The organism is Clostridium sp. Marseille-P2415 (assembly GCF_900155545.1).
Taxonomy (GTDB): Bacteria; Bacillota; Clostridia; order Lachnospirales; family Lachnospiraceae; genus Lacrimispora.
This window is the reverse complement of the sequence record NZ_LT732526.1, coordinates 1,569,344-1,583,134: the sequence shown is the minus strand read 5'-3', so window position 1 is coordinate 1,583,134 and position 13,791 is coordinate 1,569,344. Positions and strand designations below refer to the sequence as shown.

Genomic DNA, 13,791 nt, shown 5'->3' with positions numbered 1-13,791 from the left:
AAGGACCTTTCGCAAAGTCCTTTTTTACGATTACTCACTATTATATTTCGCTCATTGAGTTCATTTGTTTTATTTTTCCGGCATTAAGGTTCTGGCAGACAGCGTGCTTCCTTTGCGCAGTTCCTGCCGCGCGGTCTGTATCAGGGAATCCATCTTTTCCAGTTCCTCCAGCAGCAGCTTTTCCTCTTCACTTGTGACGATCACTTTGCTGATACCGCCGTTTTTTATGACGATCCGTTTATGGGCCATGAGAGCCAGAAGGGGATCATGGGTAGCCATTAAGACGATTTTATCGGAAGAGACCAGGAGCTCAAGGGCCTTTTTACGGTCAATTCCCGCGTTTTCGATTTCATCGATGAGCACAATCGGAGAGGAGCTTAAGATCGCGGTATCTGCGATCATCAATGCTCTGGACTGACCGCCGCTTAAGCTGGTCACAGGGGTGTTTAAGTCAAATTTTTCCCCTGCAAGCTTATTTGCAGCCAGGATGATCTGTTCTATGACAGATTGGGGATCCTCCACAAGACGGCTGACGGCATGCATCCTTAGAAAATCCTGTACGGTAAGATCCATTACAAAATTCATGTTCTGGGAGAGCTGTGCCACCAGCCTGTTATTGGAGGAAAAGCGCCATTTATTATCCGGGGTTTTCCCGTTGATCAGAATGCTGCGTCCGGTAGGAGTATCCTTCTGGGCTGCCCATTCAATATCTGCCAAAAGGCGGCTTTTGCCGGAGCCGGTAGGCCCTACAATTGAAATGATCTGTGAGGTTTCTGCAGTAAGCTCTGAGAAGCCTTCCGGATTGCCGGATTTATCATGCCCGGCCAGGATGGTCAGGGAAAGAACTTTACGATCCGTTTCCAGTCCCAGAAAGGAGCGCATCTGTTCTATATAGATGGGAAGATCCGACAGAAGCTTTTCCTTGTCGATGGCCCGGTCCTCCAGCTCTTCTTCGGTAAAAAGCTCTAAATACTCCTTAAAGGTCTTATCTCCGTGTCCGGTAATCTCCAGCTTATTCTGTTCAAAGTAAGCAGCAGCAAAGGGATATTCCTCAAGCAGCTTGTCTAAACTCCATTCCATCATGTCTTATCCGCCCCCAAATCTATTTTTTTAATGTTACCCATCTGAAATGCTTCTCCGATTCTTGTTTCTCCAAGACAGTAGGAGCAAAGAGCAGAAGGCATTGGGAAGCGGAGCTGCATGCCCTGAACGGATCCGATATTCTGGTTTTCGTCATACAGAAGGCTTCCCAGTTCGTAGGCTCCCTGCCCGGTCAGGCCGTTTACATGCATGGTAACTGCCCGGGGATTTACGGAGCTTATACAGGAAGCAAAGACCTCGCGCTCTGCCTGGGAGACGATATCCCCCTTTGTTATGACCACAAAGTCTGCGGATTTTAACATGGGTCCGATTTTTTTCGGTGTGTTAATACCTGAAAGGTTGTCGATCACGCAGACTCCCTTAATTCCTTTTAAATAAGGCGAGCAGCGGTTGCAAAGGCCTGCAGATTCCGTAATGAGCAGGTCAAGCTTTTCCTGGTTTCCCCAGTTTACCACCTCTTCAATATTGGAGGCAAAGAAATGGTCGGGACACAGGGCGCCGGAAAGCCCTTTTTTAACCGGTATGCCGGCTTTTTCATAGGCCAGGTCATCATCCGTATACAGGCAGTCAAATTTAACCACACCGACCTTTAAAGCTCTGTTATGAAAGGAAGCTATGGTTTTTAAGATCACGGAGGTTTTTCCGGAGGAAGGGGGGCCTGAAAAAATAATCAGATTCATAGGGACTCCTTTTCTGAGGCATGATAAAACAGGTGTTCCGTGGCTGCGATCAGCTCACCCATATCGTGGCTGTGGATATAATCCCACCCGACCCACATGAATTTCTGTTCCGGGCTTAAGTGATTGTCTACCAATGGATTGGTAGAGGGAAATTTTCCGTTGGAGGACAGTATTTCTCCTATTTCCTTAGAATAGAGGAAATCCACAAAGGGTTTGATTTTTTCCCTGTTTTTTGACCTTGCCAGAAGAAAAATAGGGCTTATAATTGCACCGTCCCTGGGCCAGACCGGACGCATAGGGCCTTTTTTATCAGCCATACTGGCAAAAAAGTAAGGGGTGACGGATACGGCGGGAGCCGGATTGCCTTCTTTTGAAATATGGGATTTTACCATCTGGGCCGGATGCATGCTGCGTAAAAGGGCTTTCCCCATTTTTTTAACTCCGTCTTCTCCATAATACCGGTGGATATGCAGTAAAAATGCATTGAACATGTCCAAATCTCTCATGGGCAGGCTGATACTGTTTTCGAATTCGGGCTTCATTAAATCTGCCCAGGTTTCAGGAAAAGGACGATCGCCTAACGCCGCAGTATTTACCATGAAAATGGCGGGAACAACACCGATAATGGCGTATTGCTTTTTGGGATCCTTTAATGAAATACTTTCATTATCAAAATCAGGATTTATTTGTTCCACATCTGAAATATCTTCAAATTCGCCTGCCTCCCGATAGCCTCCCATGAGTTTTTTGTCAAAAAACAGGTCAAAGCCCGCAGATAAATAGAGATCGGACAGGGCATCCGCATTGCCGTCAGCGGCAATGACGCGGTCCTTGACATCATCAAGCCCAAGATTGGCGGATTTCAAATTATAATCTACCTTATAATCAAGCGTATCTTTTTGAGATTCCATCCAGGCTTCAAATTTTTCCATCAGGGGAAGGCGGATGGGACAGGGCAGAACCCCTTCTATGCGAATGTCGCCTCCGTCTTCCTTTTTCATGGGAGAAAGACCGGCAGAAGGATTTGGAAGGCTTTGTTCAATGGCCTCCTCAAGCTTCTTTATGAAGAGCTCCTGATTTATCTTACGCATGGATAAAGCCGTTTCCAGAGTAATGGTTTTCCCCAGGGAGCGGCGCATGACCGGGTTGCTCAGCTTCTCAAAGCCGTTTGTAACAAACAGTTCAATTGTCTCAGGATATTTTTCTGTTATATCATAAATGGTATCGGTAGCTTTTAAGTAATGTGACATTTTTCTTCCTTTCTGAAAATGATAAAAAGTTTATATGATGTTTTTTTTAATGATAAATACATCATAACATATTGCTCCTGTTTTGTTTGTTGTAGAAACAACGTATAATGGGATGCTGTTGATATAATTTATTATATATCCATGCAGCGGCTCCTATACTGCATCAGATTTCCGGCCGCATGAATCAGCTTATGACGGCATAATCATCAAAAAGAGATTGATTCTAACAGACAAACGTTTGACATATATATTACGGATATATGTCCCAATGTAAAGAATAAAACCATTAAAAATATGATATGAGGGGAAGACATATGATTGTTTCATGGCTGACAACAAACCGGTGTAATCTAAAATGCAAACACTGTTATCAGGATGCCGGCAATAAAAAAGCAAATGAATTAACCACGGATGAAGCAAAAAAAATGATTGATGAAATTGCCAGGGCAGGTTTTAAAATCATGATTTTCAGCGGAGGGGAACCGCTGATGCGTCCGGATATCTACACTCTGGTGTCCTACGCAGCACGTGCAGGCCTCCGGCCGGTTTTTGGCACCAACGGTACGCTGATCACAAAAGAGACGGCAGAAAAATTAAAGGACAGCGGCGCTGTCACCATGGGGATCAGCCTTGACAGCTTAAATGAACAGAAGCATAACCTGTTCAGGGGAAACAAGGAGGCATTCCGCTTAACCCTAGAGGGAATTGAAAATTGCAGAAAAGCCGGCTTACCTTTTCAGATCCATACCACCATCATGGACTGGAATCAAAAAGAAGTCTGCGATATCATTGATTTTGGCGTAAAAATGGGGGCAATAGCAAATTATTTATTTTTTCTGATCCCGGTTGGCAGGGGGAAGTTTCTGGAAGAAACCTCTCTTGAAGTTATGGAATATGAAAATCTGCTGCAAACCATTATGTCGAAACAAAAAGAGGTTCCCATTGATATAAAACCAACCTGTGCCCCTCAATTTACAAGAGTGGCAAAACAAATGGATGTAAAAACCCGTTTTACCAAAGGCTGTCTTGCCGGACTGTCCTATTGTGTGGTGAACCCGGAAGGAATCGTTCGTCCCTGCGCTTATATGGTTGAGGAAGCAGGAGATATCCGCGAAAAACCGTTTGATGAAATCTGGAAGAACAGCTCACTGTTTGAGAATCTGCGCACAAAGCATTATAAAGGGGCATGTGGTGTCTGCGGTTACAGGAACGTGTGCGGAGGCTGCCGTGCACGGGCGGGGTATTATCATGACGGAGATTATATGGCGGAAGACAGTTATTGCGCCTATGGGAGACAGTTGTTCTTTTCTGCGGATAATACTAATCGTCAGGCCAAATTCGACATTTGTCAGCTTACGCCGGATGAAGACAATGAAAAAATAGAACAATTCTCAAACGATTTATAGTTGACATTTATTACGGGAAAGTATATATTTCGATTATAATATAATACGAAAATCGTAATAAAAGGAGCGGCTAAATGAAGGAAAAAATCACCGAAGAAGAAATACAGGGCATAGACAAGGTCTGGCATGAGCTGATCTTCTCAATGCAGAAGACAGGTGCAGAACTATGGAAGGATAAACTTGAGGGCGCATCAACTGTTGAAATCAGCATACTCAGTATGATTGAGCGGAAGCCGGATGCCATACTTAAGGAAATTGCAGAAGCATTGGGAATACCGGGCAGTACGCTTACCAGCGCGGTCGACCGGTTGGAAAAACGGAGCCTGCTAAAGCGGGTGATCAGTAAAAAAGACCGTCGGTCATTTGGTCTGGAACTGACGGAAGAAGGCAGAATCGCACAGCAGGAACACCGTAAAAGTGAAAAAGTTTTATGGGAAAGAGTATTGGGGTCCTATGAAACCTCCAAGGAGCGCAGGGAGCTTATCCGGCTTCTGCAGATTTTAGCAAAGAATGTAAATGGGTCTATGAGGGAGGGCAGCAGGGATGGAGAATAAAATTGCGGTGGTTACAGGTGCAACAAGCGGGATCGGGGCTGCTTATGCCGGTAAATTTGCAAAAATGGGGTATGACCTTATAATAACAGGGAGACGAAAAGAAAAGATTGAGGAAACTGCAGCCCGGATCTGTGGAAAATACAACGTTAAGGCAGAAGTGGTCCTGGCAGAGCTTTCAGAGCCGGGAGAAGTAAAGAAGGTCACTGAATTCATAAAAGGGAAGAAAATTGAGGTTCTCATCAATAACGCAGGGTTTGGGGCAACCGGGCTTTATCAGGGGGCTGATCCGGCTGTTATGGAGAAGCTTGCTAAAGTAAATGTGTCGGCTCCAATGGAACTGATCCGGGCGGTACTGCCGGGAATGTTGGAACGGGGCAGTGGAACGATCATTAATATTTCCTCTGAGAGCGTTTTTATGATCGTGCCTGGAAACGCCGTTTATTCCGGGGTCAAGTCTTTTCTGAAAACCTTTACGGAAGGACTGTATATGGATCTCATGGGGACGGGGGTGAAGGCAATGGCTGTCTGCCCTGGATTAACTCACACGGACTTTCATGAGAAGATGGGAATGGAGAAAGCACGGCAGACCGACAGAGGGCCGGTCAAATGGATGGCTCCGGAAGAAGTTGTGGATATCTCGTTAAAGGATCTGGAGAAAGGCAAGGTGGTCAGTGTTCCGGGATTCCATACAAAGATGCTTACCCGTTTGTTCAATCTGATGCCAAGAAAGAGCTATTATAAATTCATGTATCAATTCAGTCAAAAAAATTTTGGAAGGAAGACAGATCAACGTTAAATGTTTTAAATAACGTAATCATAAAAATATAAAAACAGGTTGACAATAAGTGAATGATCATTTATTATAAATGTATCGAGGTGACAGCATGAGAAAAAAAGACGACGAAAAAGTGAAAAGCATTAAAGAAGCAGTAATCAAGCTGATCCTGCAGGAGGGCTTCCATGGCACTTCTGTCTCTAAAATCGCTAAGATGGCAGGGGTTTCGCCGGCAACGGTATATATCTACTTTGAGAACAAAGAAGATATGCTGCACGATATCTACATGGAATACTCGGAAGAAATTTATGATTATTTATTAGACTGCATAAACCGGGAGATGGAGGGACGGCAGCAGATCGAGGTGCTCATCCGAAGCTATTATAACTATATATTAGAGAACAAGGAGGTTTTCAGCTTTGTGGAGCAATTTTCCAATTGCCCCTCATTGGCCAATAACTGTTCCGGGAAAAAAGGCATTTGTAATATTTATAACCTGATGTCAGAGATGAAGAGGGACAACATCATAAAGAATTACAAAGAGGATAATCTGCTGGCCATCATTTTTCAGCCGGTAAAAGCAATTGCTGTTGACAGCCGCAAAAACGAAGCACAGAAAGCGGATTTGCTGCAGGAGATGATTCAAATCATACAGGATGCAATATTGCTATAAGTTTTTTATAAGCGGGATCATTTTGTGAAGCCATTTTACAAAAGAGTCCCGCAAAAAAATAGTACTATATTAAATGAACATTCACTTTAAAACTACGCACAGAAAGGATAAAACTATGGCAAATAAACAGAACAATAACATAGGAATCGTTTTCCCCATATCCAACAAAGTTTTATTGCCGGATGTCGTAACAACGGTTCAATTGGAATCCCCTGACGATGTACAAATGATGTATCTGGAAAACGAAGAAGCCGTGAAAATAGCTTTGCCGCTGAAACAGAATTTCGGTAAAAACCCAAAAAAGGAAGAGGACTTTTACCGGACAGGCGTGATCTTTGAGGTCACCGGGCTGGATCGGACGGATAAAGGAGTTCTGCTTTCCGTTAAATTAACGGACCGGGTTGAAATAAAGGAACTCCGGATAGAAGATGGCAGGATACATGCCCAATATGAGCTCAGTCCGGATCATGCAGATTTAAATGAAAAGAGCCGGGAAGAGATGCTTGGCTATATCAAAAACATCACCTATGAGATAAGTTCCAGATTTTCAGGCGGAGAACAATACCAGAGGATCGTCAATGAGTTTACGGATTTAAATTCTATTATTGTGTATCTGTCCCAATTCCTCCAGATACCGCACGGTGAAAGATATGAGCTTCTGGAAATGCAGTCATTAAAAGAAAGAAGCCTGCGCTTCCTGGATTACTTATTAAAGCAAAAGGAAATGATCGAACTGCAGATGCAGATTTCCGAGAAATTCTCCGAAAAAGCCAACCGGTATTATAGAGAATCCGTGCTTCGGGAACAGTTAAAGGCCATTCAGGAGGAGCTGAATGAAGGCAGGGAGGAAGAAGGAAAAAAGGAGGCAGATTATTTAAGCAGGATCGAAGAGGCCGGTATGCCGCCTGAGATAAAAGAGGCTGCTCTTTTAGAGCTGGAGAAGCTGGAAGAGCAGGGGCCGAATAAACTGGATTACAACGTAATACGCAATTATCTGGATCTCCTGGTGCAGCTTCCGTGGAAAAAAGAAGGGGCAAAGGATATCGACCTGGATGAGGCAAGACGGATACTTAATGAACAGCATTACGGACTGAAAAAAGTAAAAGACAGGATTATTCAGCATCTGGCAGTCATGCAGTTAAACAAAAATAAGAAAGGCTCCATCCTGCTCCTTGTGGGACCGCCCGGAACCGGTAAGACAAGCCTTGGAAAAAGCATTGCAGAAGCCCTTGGCAGAAAATACATCCGTATAAGTCTGGGGGGTGTCCGGGATGAATCGGAAATCAGAGGGCACCGGAGGACTTATGTGGGAGCCATGCCCGGAAGAATTATCCAGAGCATTCGGAAAGCGGGAAAAACCAATCCTGTCATGGTGTTGGATGAAGTGGATAAGCTTATGTCCGGCGGCTTCAGCGGCGATCCTGCCAGCGCGCTTTTAGAGGTCCTTGATCCGGAGCAGAACAACAGCTTTACCGATCATTATCTGGACCTTCCCTATGATTTATCCGATGTTTTCTTTGTCGCCACAGCCAATTCATTAGAAAGCATCCCGGGGCCGCTGCTGGATCGGATGGAGGTCATCCAGATTTCCAGCTATACCATAGATGAAAAGTTTCATATAGGCAAAAATCATCTGCTTCCGGCGGTCTTAGAAGAACATGGCTTAAAACCGGAGCAAATGGTGATGGAAGATGAGGTATTGCAGAAAATCATCAGTGAATATACGTTGGAAGCCGGAGTGCGGGGGCTGAAAAAGCAGCTGGCAGGCCTGGCCAGGACAGCAACGGAAAAAATCGTATCAAAAAAAGCAGTGCTGCCTTTTACCATTCGGGAAGAGGATTTAGAAGAACTGCTCGGCAGACAGGTTTCCCGCCATGAAAAGGCTCAGCCGGACAATCCTCCGGGAGTGGTCACGGGCCTGGCCTGGACCCCGGTGGGCGGAGAAATACTTTTTATAGAGGCAACCGATATGCCGGGAAACGGGGCGGTCATATTGACCGGAAAGCTGGGAGATGTGATGAAGGAATCGGCCAGAATTTCCTTAAGCCTGTTAAAGTCCAGACTGCCTCTCACTGCCTTTAATTTTAAAGAAAAAGACCTCCATATCCATGTTCCGTCAGGGGCAGTTCCCAAGGATGGTCCGTCAGCCGGAATTGCATTATTTACCGCTCTGGCCTCTCTGGTTACGGGCAATAAGGTAGATTCCAGGCTGGCGATGACCGGAGAAATCACCTTACGGGGAGCCGTATTGCCCATTGGAGGTCTGAAGGAAAAGCTGCTGGGCGCCCAAAGGGCCGGCATAAACCGGGTTTTGATCCCGAAAGACAATGTAAGTGATTTAAAGGATGTACCCGAAGAAGTGAAAAATCAGCTTACGGTCATACCGGTGGAAACGGTAGAAGATGTATTAAAGGAGTCTTTGGAGATTTTCCTTCCCAGAATCGAACATGTATTTCTGCAAAAGGGTAACGGATTATTTCCGGAAGGATTAAATACACCACATAAAAATATGGAAAGAAAAGAGGTAATTTAAATGAAGCTGTCAGTAACAAAGGATACTTTAATTGGAGAAGTCTTAAATGCGGACCAGACCACCGCACCCTTCTTTTTTGAGATGGGAATGCATTGTCTTGGCTGCCCGGCATCTGCCGGTGAGAGCCTGGAAGAGGCCTGCATGGTGCACGGCGTTCCGGTACAGGAACTGATCGATAAATTAAATGACCATATGTCAAAGGAATAATTTCTAAATTCAAAGAGAGGGTGTCTTCAAATGAAGATGCCCTCTTTTTGGAAAACAGCTGTAATTTCTCGAACAGGCATTTCTTATTCCGGATCTTTACCCAGAAGCGCTTCTGCCATGCTTCCATAGCCATAGATCGACGATACGTATTTTAATCCATCGGTAATTTCGCTTTTGGAAAAATCATGTTCTTCAAGAAATCCGGTTTCTTTCCGATTTAAATGATAATAAAACATGAGCGCCATTTTGTAATATTCCATATCGCCGGAATCCAGCTCATCCAATAATTTATTTTCTGCTTCATTGATCTTCCCGCTGTGAATGAGATTTAATAGTTCATGATATTTTGATGCTGTTTCATGATCTTTAAAATTCAGTTCTTCTTTATCTCCCAAGTCGATATGAAAAATCAACTTTAGCAGGGTTTTTACCATTTCATGAATCATCCGCATGATATAATCTTCTTCCAACATAAAAATCTCTTCCTTTCTAATATATATTCGGGATACGGATATCAGATAAAAGATAATTTACCACAAATGCTTAAAAAAGTAAAATATAGATTCCGCAGCTGCATTGGCCGGGAGGATGGATGAAGGCTGATTGGATTGTTCTGTTTCTGGGAAAGATGGTAAGAGAACGCATAAGAATCCTCTGCTATTGAAGCAAAAGGGAAAATATGGTAAGCTGTTTCTCAAAATAATGAATGCTTAAAGCTCTGGGAGGCCGCTGATGATAGAAACGGAATTGGCAAAGAAATTCATGGAACAGGTTACACAATATACGGAATACAATATTAACATTATGAATGAACAGGGTGTTATCATTGCCAGCCGGGATCCGAAACGGGTAGGGACGTTTCATGAGGTCGCCTACTATATTGTAACCGGAAGCGAGGATATGGTGGTTACCTCCACCGGGGAAGATTATCCTGGCGTAAAACCTGGAATCAACCTGGTCATTAACATTGACGGCAGGCGGGAGGGAGTGGTGGGGATCACCGGAGATCCGGGAGAGATAAAGCCCGTTGCCCTGATTACCAAAATGGCCATCGAAGCCATGCTGAAGTATGAGAAACAGCAGGAAGAACTGAGGCGCAGGAGGAACAGGAAGGAGCATTTTACAAATCTTCTGATCCATGTGGAATATCCGGACCCGAGGGAGCTTCGGAGCGTTGCGAGGCAGCTTAATTATTCGGAAAACATAATCCGGATCCCCATACTGTGTAAGCTTGAAGACATCAGGCCGGAGCCGTTTCTCGATAGGATCAAAAACAGCCCCGGGCATGGGACGGAGGACATCAGCATTGTTCTGGATAACAGCCATATCCTCATATTCAAAACCATGCCTGATAAGACACACAAGGTATTCTCAGATTACAAATACATCATTGCGGAATATTTGAGCGCAGCTTTAAAATGGCTTCTGGAACAGGAGAAAAGCTGTAAATTTTACATCGGTTCGTTTCAGGGAAGCTTTACCCAGTATTATTATGCTTACCGGCACTGTAGATGGCTGGAGGACAACGTGGATACCGGTTCTGCCGCTTTTTTTTATGATCATACCGGAAATTATGTACGTTCCATTGTACCGGTGAGTGAGCTGCAGTGGATGTTCAATATTTATGAAAAGGGGCTGAGTGAAGAATTTAAAAAGACATTTATGGAAATTGCCGGAGTTCTCATAAAGACAAATTATAATCTGGTAGCAGCTTCAAAAGAGCTTTTTATGCACAAGAATACGCTTTTGTACCGTTATAATAAGATTAAGGATACCTTGAATATCAATCCGATCGAATCTTCGGCAGACCGGTTTTTCCTGGAAACCTTTTATAGTTTTTTAAGAAAAGAACAGTAGTTTTGTATCGGTGATACAAAAATCAATGCTTATATTGATACGAATGACCGTAGAAGTATTGTATTAATGGTGATATGATACCATAAAACAGCAGAAAACTGTTACAAATCCTTAGAAGGGGGTCATTTTATGACAGGTTTACCATTAATTTTTGTTTTTGTACTGGCAATTATCCTGATGATCGCTGCAATCTCAAAGTTTAAGATCCATCCGTTTATTGCCATCATGACTATTTCACTGCTTTTGGGACTGATTGCAGGGATTCCATTGGTGGATAAGACGTTGGAGGATGGAACCAAGGTAAGCGGTCTGGCAAGCGTAATCGGAGCCGGCTTTTCCGGTACATTTTCCAGCATCGGCATCGTTATCATCCTTGGCGCCCTGATCGGGACCATTTTGGAGAAAACAGGCGCAGCCCTTAAGCTGGCCGATATGGTGATCCGGCTGGTGGGGAAAAATAACCCGGTCCTGGCCATGGAGATGATGGGCTGGGTGGTATCGATCCCGGTATTCTGCGACTCCGGTTTCGTTATTTTAAATCCCATCCGCAAAGCCCTGGTAAACAGGACCGCCGCATCATCCGTAGCGATGACAGTGGGGCTTTCCTCAGGGCTCTACATTTCCCACGTTTTCATTCCACCGACACCGGGACCCATCGCAGCAGCTTCTACCCTTGGCATTGGGGAAAATCTTCTTCTTGTCATGGGAATGGGCGCTTTATGTTCCGTTTTTCCTCTGATTGCCGGGTTCTTCTACGCAAAATACATCGGAGGAAAGGTGCGGTCTGACGATGAAGCCGATATGAATGAGGCTGCAAAAACCTATGAGGAGCTGGTCGCCGAATACGGAAGGCTTCCCGGCGGTTTCAATGCCCTTGCTCCTATTATTGTTCCGATCCTTCTTATGGCTCTTTCCTCCATAACAGCCATGGCGAACATGGAAGGCTTTGGGGCAGATGTCATTAAATTTTTAGGAACTCCCATCATAGCCCTGGCAGCAGGTACTCTCTGCGGTATACTTCAGCTGAAAGGAGCGGGTAAGATGGAAGAATTCTATGAGATTACCAATGAGACCTTAAAGACCGTGGGACCGATCCTGTTTGTAACGGCTGCCGGAGGTGTGCTGGGCAAGGTGATCTCTTCTACCGATATGGTGAATTATATCAAGGATCATGCTGCAGTACTCAGCACCATGGGCATTTTCTTCCCATTCCTTTTGGCAGCTATCTTAAAAAGTGCACAAGGTTCCTCCACCGTGGCTCTCACCACGACCGCAGGCATTGTAGCTCCGCTGCTTCCTATGCTGGGTCTGGAAAGCCCCATCCGGGTAACACTTGCCTGTATGGCGATCGGCGCAGGTGCGATGACCGTTTCCCATGCAAATGATTCCTATTTCTGGGTGGTAACGAATTTTGGTGCCATGACTCCGGAAAAAGGATATAAGACTCAGACCGTTGCAACGCTGATTATGGGAATTGCAGGAATCCTTGAGATATTTATTCTGACCCTGATCCTGCATTGATGGAAGGAAAGAGACTTCACGGGTGAAAGGAGAACTTTGTATATGAAATTATTGTTTGCATCCGACTCTTTTAAGGGGACTCTTTCCAGTGAACAGACCATAGAACTGCTTAAAAGGGCTGCCGGGGAAGTGTTTGATCAATGGGAATGGGACGGAATACCCGTGGCCGATGGGGGAGAAGGAACCACGGATGCAGTGATCGCTGCCATTCAGGGAGAAAGGATCCCGGTAACTGTATGCGGGCCGTTTCTGGAGGCTGTGAACGCTTATTATGGAAAACTGGATGAAAAGCGGGCGGTCCTGGAGATGGCAGCTGCTTCCGGGCTTCCTTTGATCCCAAGAAACTTAAGGGACCCGAGGAACACGACAACATACGGAACCGGGGAACTGATAAAAGATGCTCTGGACAGAGGATTTACAGACATTTCCATTGCAATCGGCGGTTCGGCTACCAATGACGGCGGAATGGGATGTATGAGGGCGTTAGGAATTAAATTCCTGGATTCAGAAGGAAGAGAGCTGGAGGGAACGGGAAAGGATCTGGAAAAAGTTGCTCATATTGATATTTCCGGCCTGCATCCCCGGATTTATCAGGTGAAACTGACGGCCATGTGTGACGTTAATAACCCATTGACCGGAAAAGACGGAGCTGCCTATACCTTTGGAAAGCAGAAGGGCGGTTCGCCGCAGGTCCTTGATGAGCTGGAGAGGGGAATGCAAAACTACCGGGATGTGATTGAACGCGAATTCGGGATCGATCCGGATGAGATGCCTGGCTCAGGAGCTGCAGGAGGCCTGGGTGCGGCTCTTCTGGTATTTCTCCATGCGGAGTTAAAATCCGGAATTGAAACGGTCCTGGATTTGATTGATTTCGATTCCCGCCTGGAAGATGTGTCCCTGGTTGTGACCGGAGAGGGCAGGACGGACTGGCAGTCCTGTTTTGGAAAGGTGATGCAGGGCGTTGGAATGAGGTGTAAGAGAAAAAATATTCCGGCTGTTGCCCTGGCAGGTGCAATGGGAGAGGGCGCAGAGAAGATCTATGACTTCGGGATCTGTTCCATCATGACCACGGTCAATGGGATCATGGAACTGGATCATGCGCTGGAAAATGCCGAAGAGTTATATTATCAAGGAGCTCTTCGGATGTTCCGTTTTATTAAGACAGGAATGGCAATAAAGAAAAGGGGCTGTCGCACTAAGTAATTAGTGCGCAGCCTCTTTGCTTGCAAAAATT

13 protein-coding genes are annotated in these 13,791 nt (G+C 45.1%); 9 read left to right on the top strand and 4 right to left on the bottom strand.

Annotated elements, in window-relative coordinates:
• Positions 1–69: 69 nt before the first annotated feature.
• The 3 genes from BQ9856_RS12225 to BQ9856_RS12215 are packed head-to-tail and all read right to left on the bottom strand — an operon-like array spanning position 70 to position 3,031.
• Positions 70–1,083: an ATP-binding cassette domain-containing protein gene (locus BQ9856_RS12225; protein WP_077611285.1), complete on the bottom strand. Its 1,014-nt coding sequence runs from the start codon at positions 1,081–1,083 to the stop codon at positions 70–72.
• On the bottom strand, positions 1,080–1,781 hold the full coding sequence (locus BQ9856_RS12220) for a GTP-binding protein (RefSeq protein ID WP_077611284.1): 702 nt from the start codon (positions 1,779–1,781) through the stop codon (positions 1,080–1,082). Before BQ9856_RS12220 ends, BQ9856_RS12225 begins: the two co-directional genes overlap by 4 nt.
• Positions 1,778–3,031, bottom strand: a complete 1,254-nt coding sequence (locus BQ9856_RS12215) for an ABC transporter substrate-binding protein (RefSeq protein ID WP_077611283.1) — start codon at positions 3,029–3,031, stop codon at positions 1,778–1,780. The genes BQ9856_RS12220 and BQ9856_RS12215 overlap by 4 nt, the downstream gene beginning before the upstream one ends.
• A gap of 314 nt (positions 3,032–3,345) precedes the next feature.
• Here BQ9856_RS12215 and nirJ2 point away from each other — a divergent pair, with 314 nt between their 5' ends.
• The 6 genes from nirJ2 (at position 3,346) to BQ9856_RS12185 (ending at position 9,179) form a co-directional block, all read left to right on the top strand.
• On the top strand, positions 3,346–4,437 hold the full coding sequence (gene nirJ2, locus BQ9856_RS12210) for a putative heme d1 biosynthesis radical SAM protein NirJ2 (protein ID WP_077611282.1): 1,092 nt from the start codon (positions 3,346–3,348) through the stop codon (positions 4,435–4,437).
• 74 nt (positions 4,438–4,511) lie between these two features.
• Positions 4,512–4,991 carry a MarR family winged helix-turn-helix transcriptional regulator gene (locus tag BQ9856_RS12205; protein WP_077611281.1) on the top strand — a complete coding sequence of 160 codons (480 nt, stop codon included), beginning with the start codon at positions 4,512–4,514 and terminating at the stop codon, positions 4,989–4,991.
• Positions 4,981–5,787 carry an SDR family NAD(P)-dependent oxidoreductase gene (locus BQ9856_RS12200; RefSeq protein WP_077611280.1) on the top strand — a complete coding sequence of 269 codons (807 nt, stop codon included), beginning with the start codon at positions 4,981–4,983 and terminating at the stop codon, positions 5,785–5,787. The genes BQ9856_RS12205 and BQ9856_RS12200 overlap by 11 nt, the downstream gene beginning before the upstream one ends.
• Positions 5,788–5,875: 88 nt before the next feature.
• Entirely contained in the window at positions 5,876–6,439 is a 564-nt protein-coding gene (locus BQ9856_RS12195) for a TetR/AcrR family transcriptional regulator (RefSeq protein WP_077611279.1), read from the top strand.
• A 115-nt stretch (positions 6,440–6,554) separates the two neighbouring features.
• Entirely contained in the window at positions 6,555–8,972 is a 2,418-nt protein-coding gene (gene lon, locus BQ9856_RS12190) for an endopeptidase La (protein ID WP_077611278.1), read from the top strand.
• On the top strand, positions 8,973–9,179 hold the full coding sequence (locus tag BQ9856_RS12185) for a DUF1858 domain-containing protein (RefSeq protein WP_077611277.1): 207 nt from the start codon (positions 8,973–8,975) through the stop codon (positions 9,177–9,179).
• A gap of 83 nt (positions 9,180–9,262) precedes the next feature.
• Here BQ9856_RS12185 and BQ9856_RS12180 read toward each other — a convergent pair whose 3' ends face one another.
• Positions 9,263–9,652, bottom strand: a complete 390-nt coding sequence (locus tag BQ9856_RS12180; RefSeq protein WP_077611276.1) for a DUF6483 family protein — start codon at positions 9,650–9,652, stop codon at positions 9,263–9,265.
• 259 nt (positions 9,653–9,911) lie between these two features.
• On the opposite strand from BQ9856_RS12180, the gene BQ9856_RS12175 reads away from it, so the two are divergent.
• From BQ9856_RS12175 to BQ9856_RS12165, 3 genes are all read left to right on the top strand, one after another.
• Positions 9,912–11,036 carry a CdaR family transcriptional regulator gene (locus BQ9856_RS12175; protein WP_077611275.1) on the top strand — a complete coding sequence of 375 codons (1,125 nt, stop codon included), beginning with the start codon at positions 9,912–9,914 and terminating at the stop codon, positions 11,034–11,036.
• A gap of 129 nt (positions 11,037–11,165) precedes the next feature.
• Positions 11,166–12,557, top strand: coding sequence for a GntP family permease (locus BQ9856_RS12170; RefSeq protein ID WP_077611274.1), 1,392 nt, complete (start codon positions 11,166–11,168; stop codon positions 12,555–12,557).
• Between the two features lie 42 nt (positions 12,558–12,599).
• Complete coding sequence (locus tag BQ9856_RS12165) at positions 12,600–13,760, top strand: glycerate kinase family protein (RefSeq protein WP_077611273.1); 1,161 nt, start codon at positions 12,600–12,602, stop codon at positions 13,758–13,760.
• Positions 13,761–13,791: the final 31 nt, after the last annotated feature.

Coding starts and splice junctions, on each gene's coding strand:
- BQ9856_RS12220 (WP_077611284.1), bottom strand. CDS start 1,781: ATGAATCTGATTATTTTTTCAGGCCCCCCTTCCTCCGGAAAAACCTCC.
- lon (WP_077611278.1), top strand. CDS start 6,555: ATGGCAAATAAACAGAACAATAACATAGGAATCGTTTTCCCCATATCC.
- nirJ2 (WP_077611282.1), top strand. CDS start 3,346: ATGATTGTTTCATGGCTGACAACAAACCGGTGTAATCTAAAATGCAAA.
- BQ9856_RS12175 (WP_077611275.1), top strand. CDS start 9,912: ATGATAGAAACGGAATTGGCAAAGAAATTCATGGAACAGGTTACACAA.
- BQ9856_RS12195 (WP_077611279.1), top strand. CDS start 5,876: ATGAGAAAAAAAGACGACGAAAAAGTGAAAAGCATTAAAGAAGCAGTA.
- BQ9856_RS12205 (WP_077611281.1), top strand. CDS start 4,512: ATGAAGGAAAAAATCACCGAAGAAGAAATACAGGGCATAGACAAGGTC.
- BQ9856_RS12215 (WP_077611283.1), bottom strand. CDS start 3,031: ATGTCACATTACTTAAAAGCTACCGATACCATTTATGATATAACAGAA.
- BQ9856_RS12180 (WP_077611276.1), bottom strand. CDS start 9,652: ATGTTGGAAGAAGATTATATCATGCGGATGATTCATGAAATGGTAAAA.
- BQ9856_RS12225 (WP_077611285.1), bottom strand. CDS start 1,083: ATGATGGAATGGAGTTTAGACAAGCTGCTTGAGGAATATCCCTTTGCT.
- BQ9856_RS12170 (WP_077611274.1), top strand. CDS start 11,166: ATGACAGGTTTACCATTAATTTTTGTTTTTGTACTGGCAATTATCCTG.
- BQ9856_RS12165 (WP_077611273.1), top strand. CDS start 12,600: ATGAAATTATTGTTTGCATCCGACTCTTTTAAGGGGACTCTTTCCAGT.
- BQ9856_RS12200 (WP_077611280.1), top strand. CDS start 4,981: ATGGAGAATAAAATTGCGGTGGTTACAGGTGCAACAAGCGGGATCGGG.
- BQ9856_RS12185 (WP_077611277.1), top strand. CDS start 8,973: ATGAAGCTGTCAGTAACAAAGGATACTTTAATTGGAGAAGTCTTAAAT.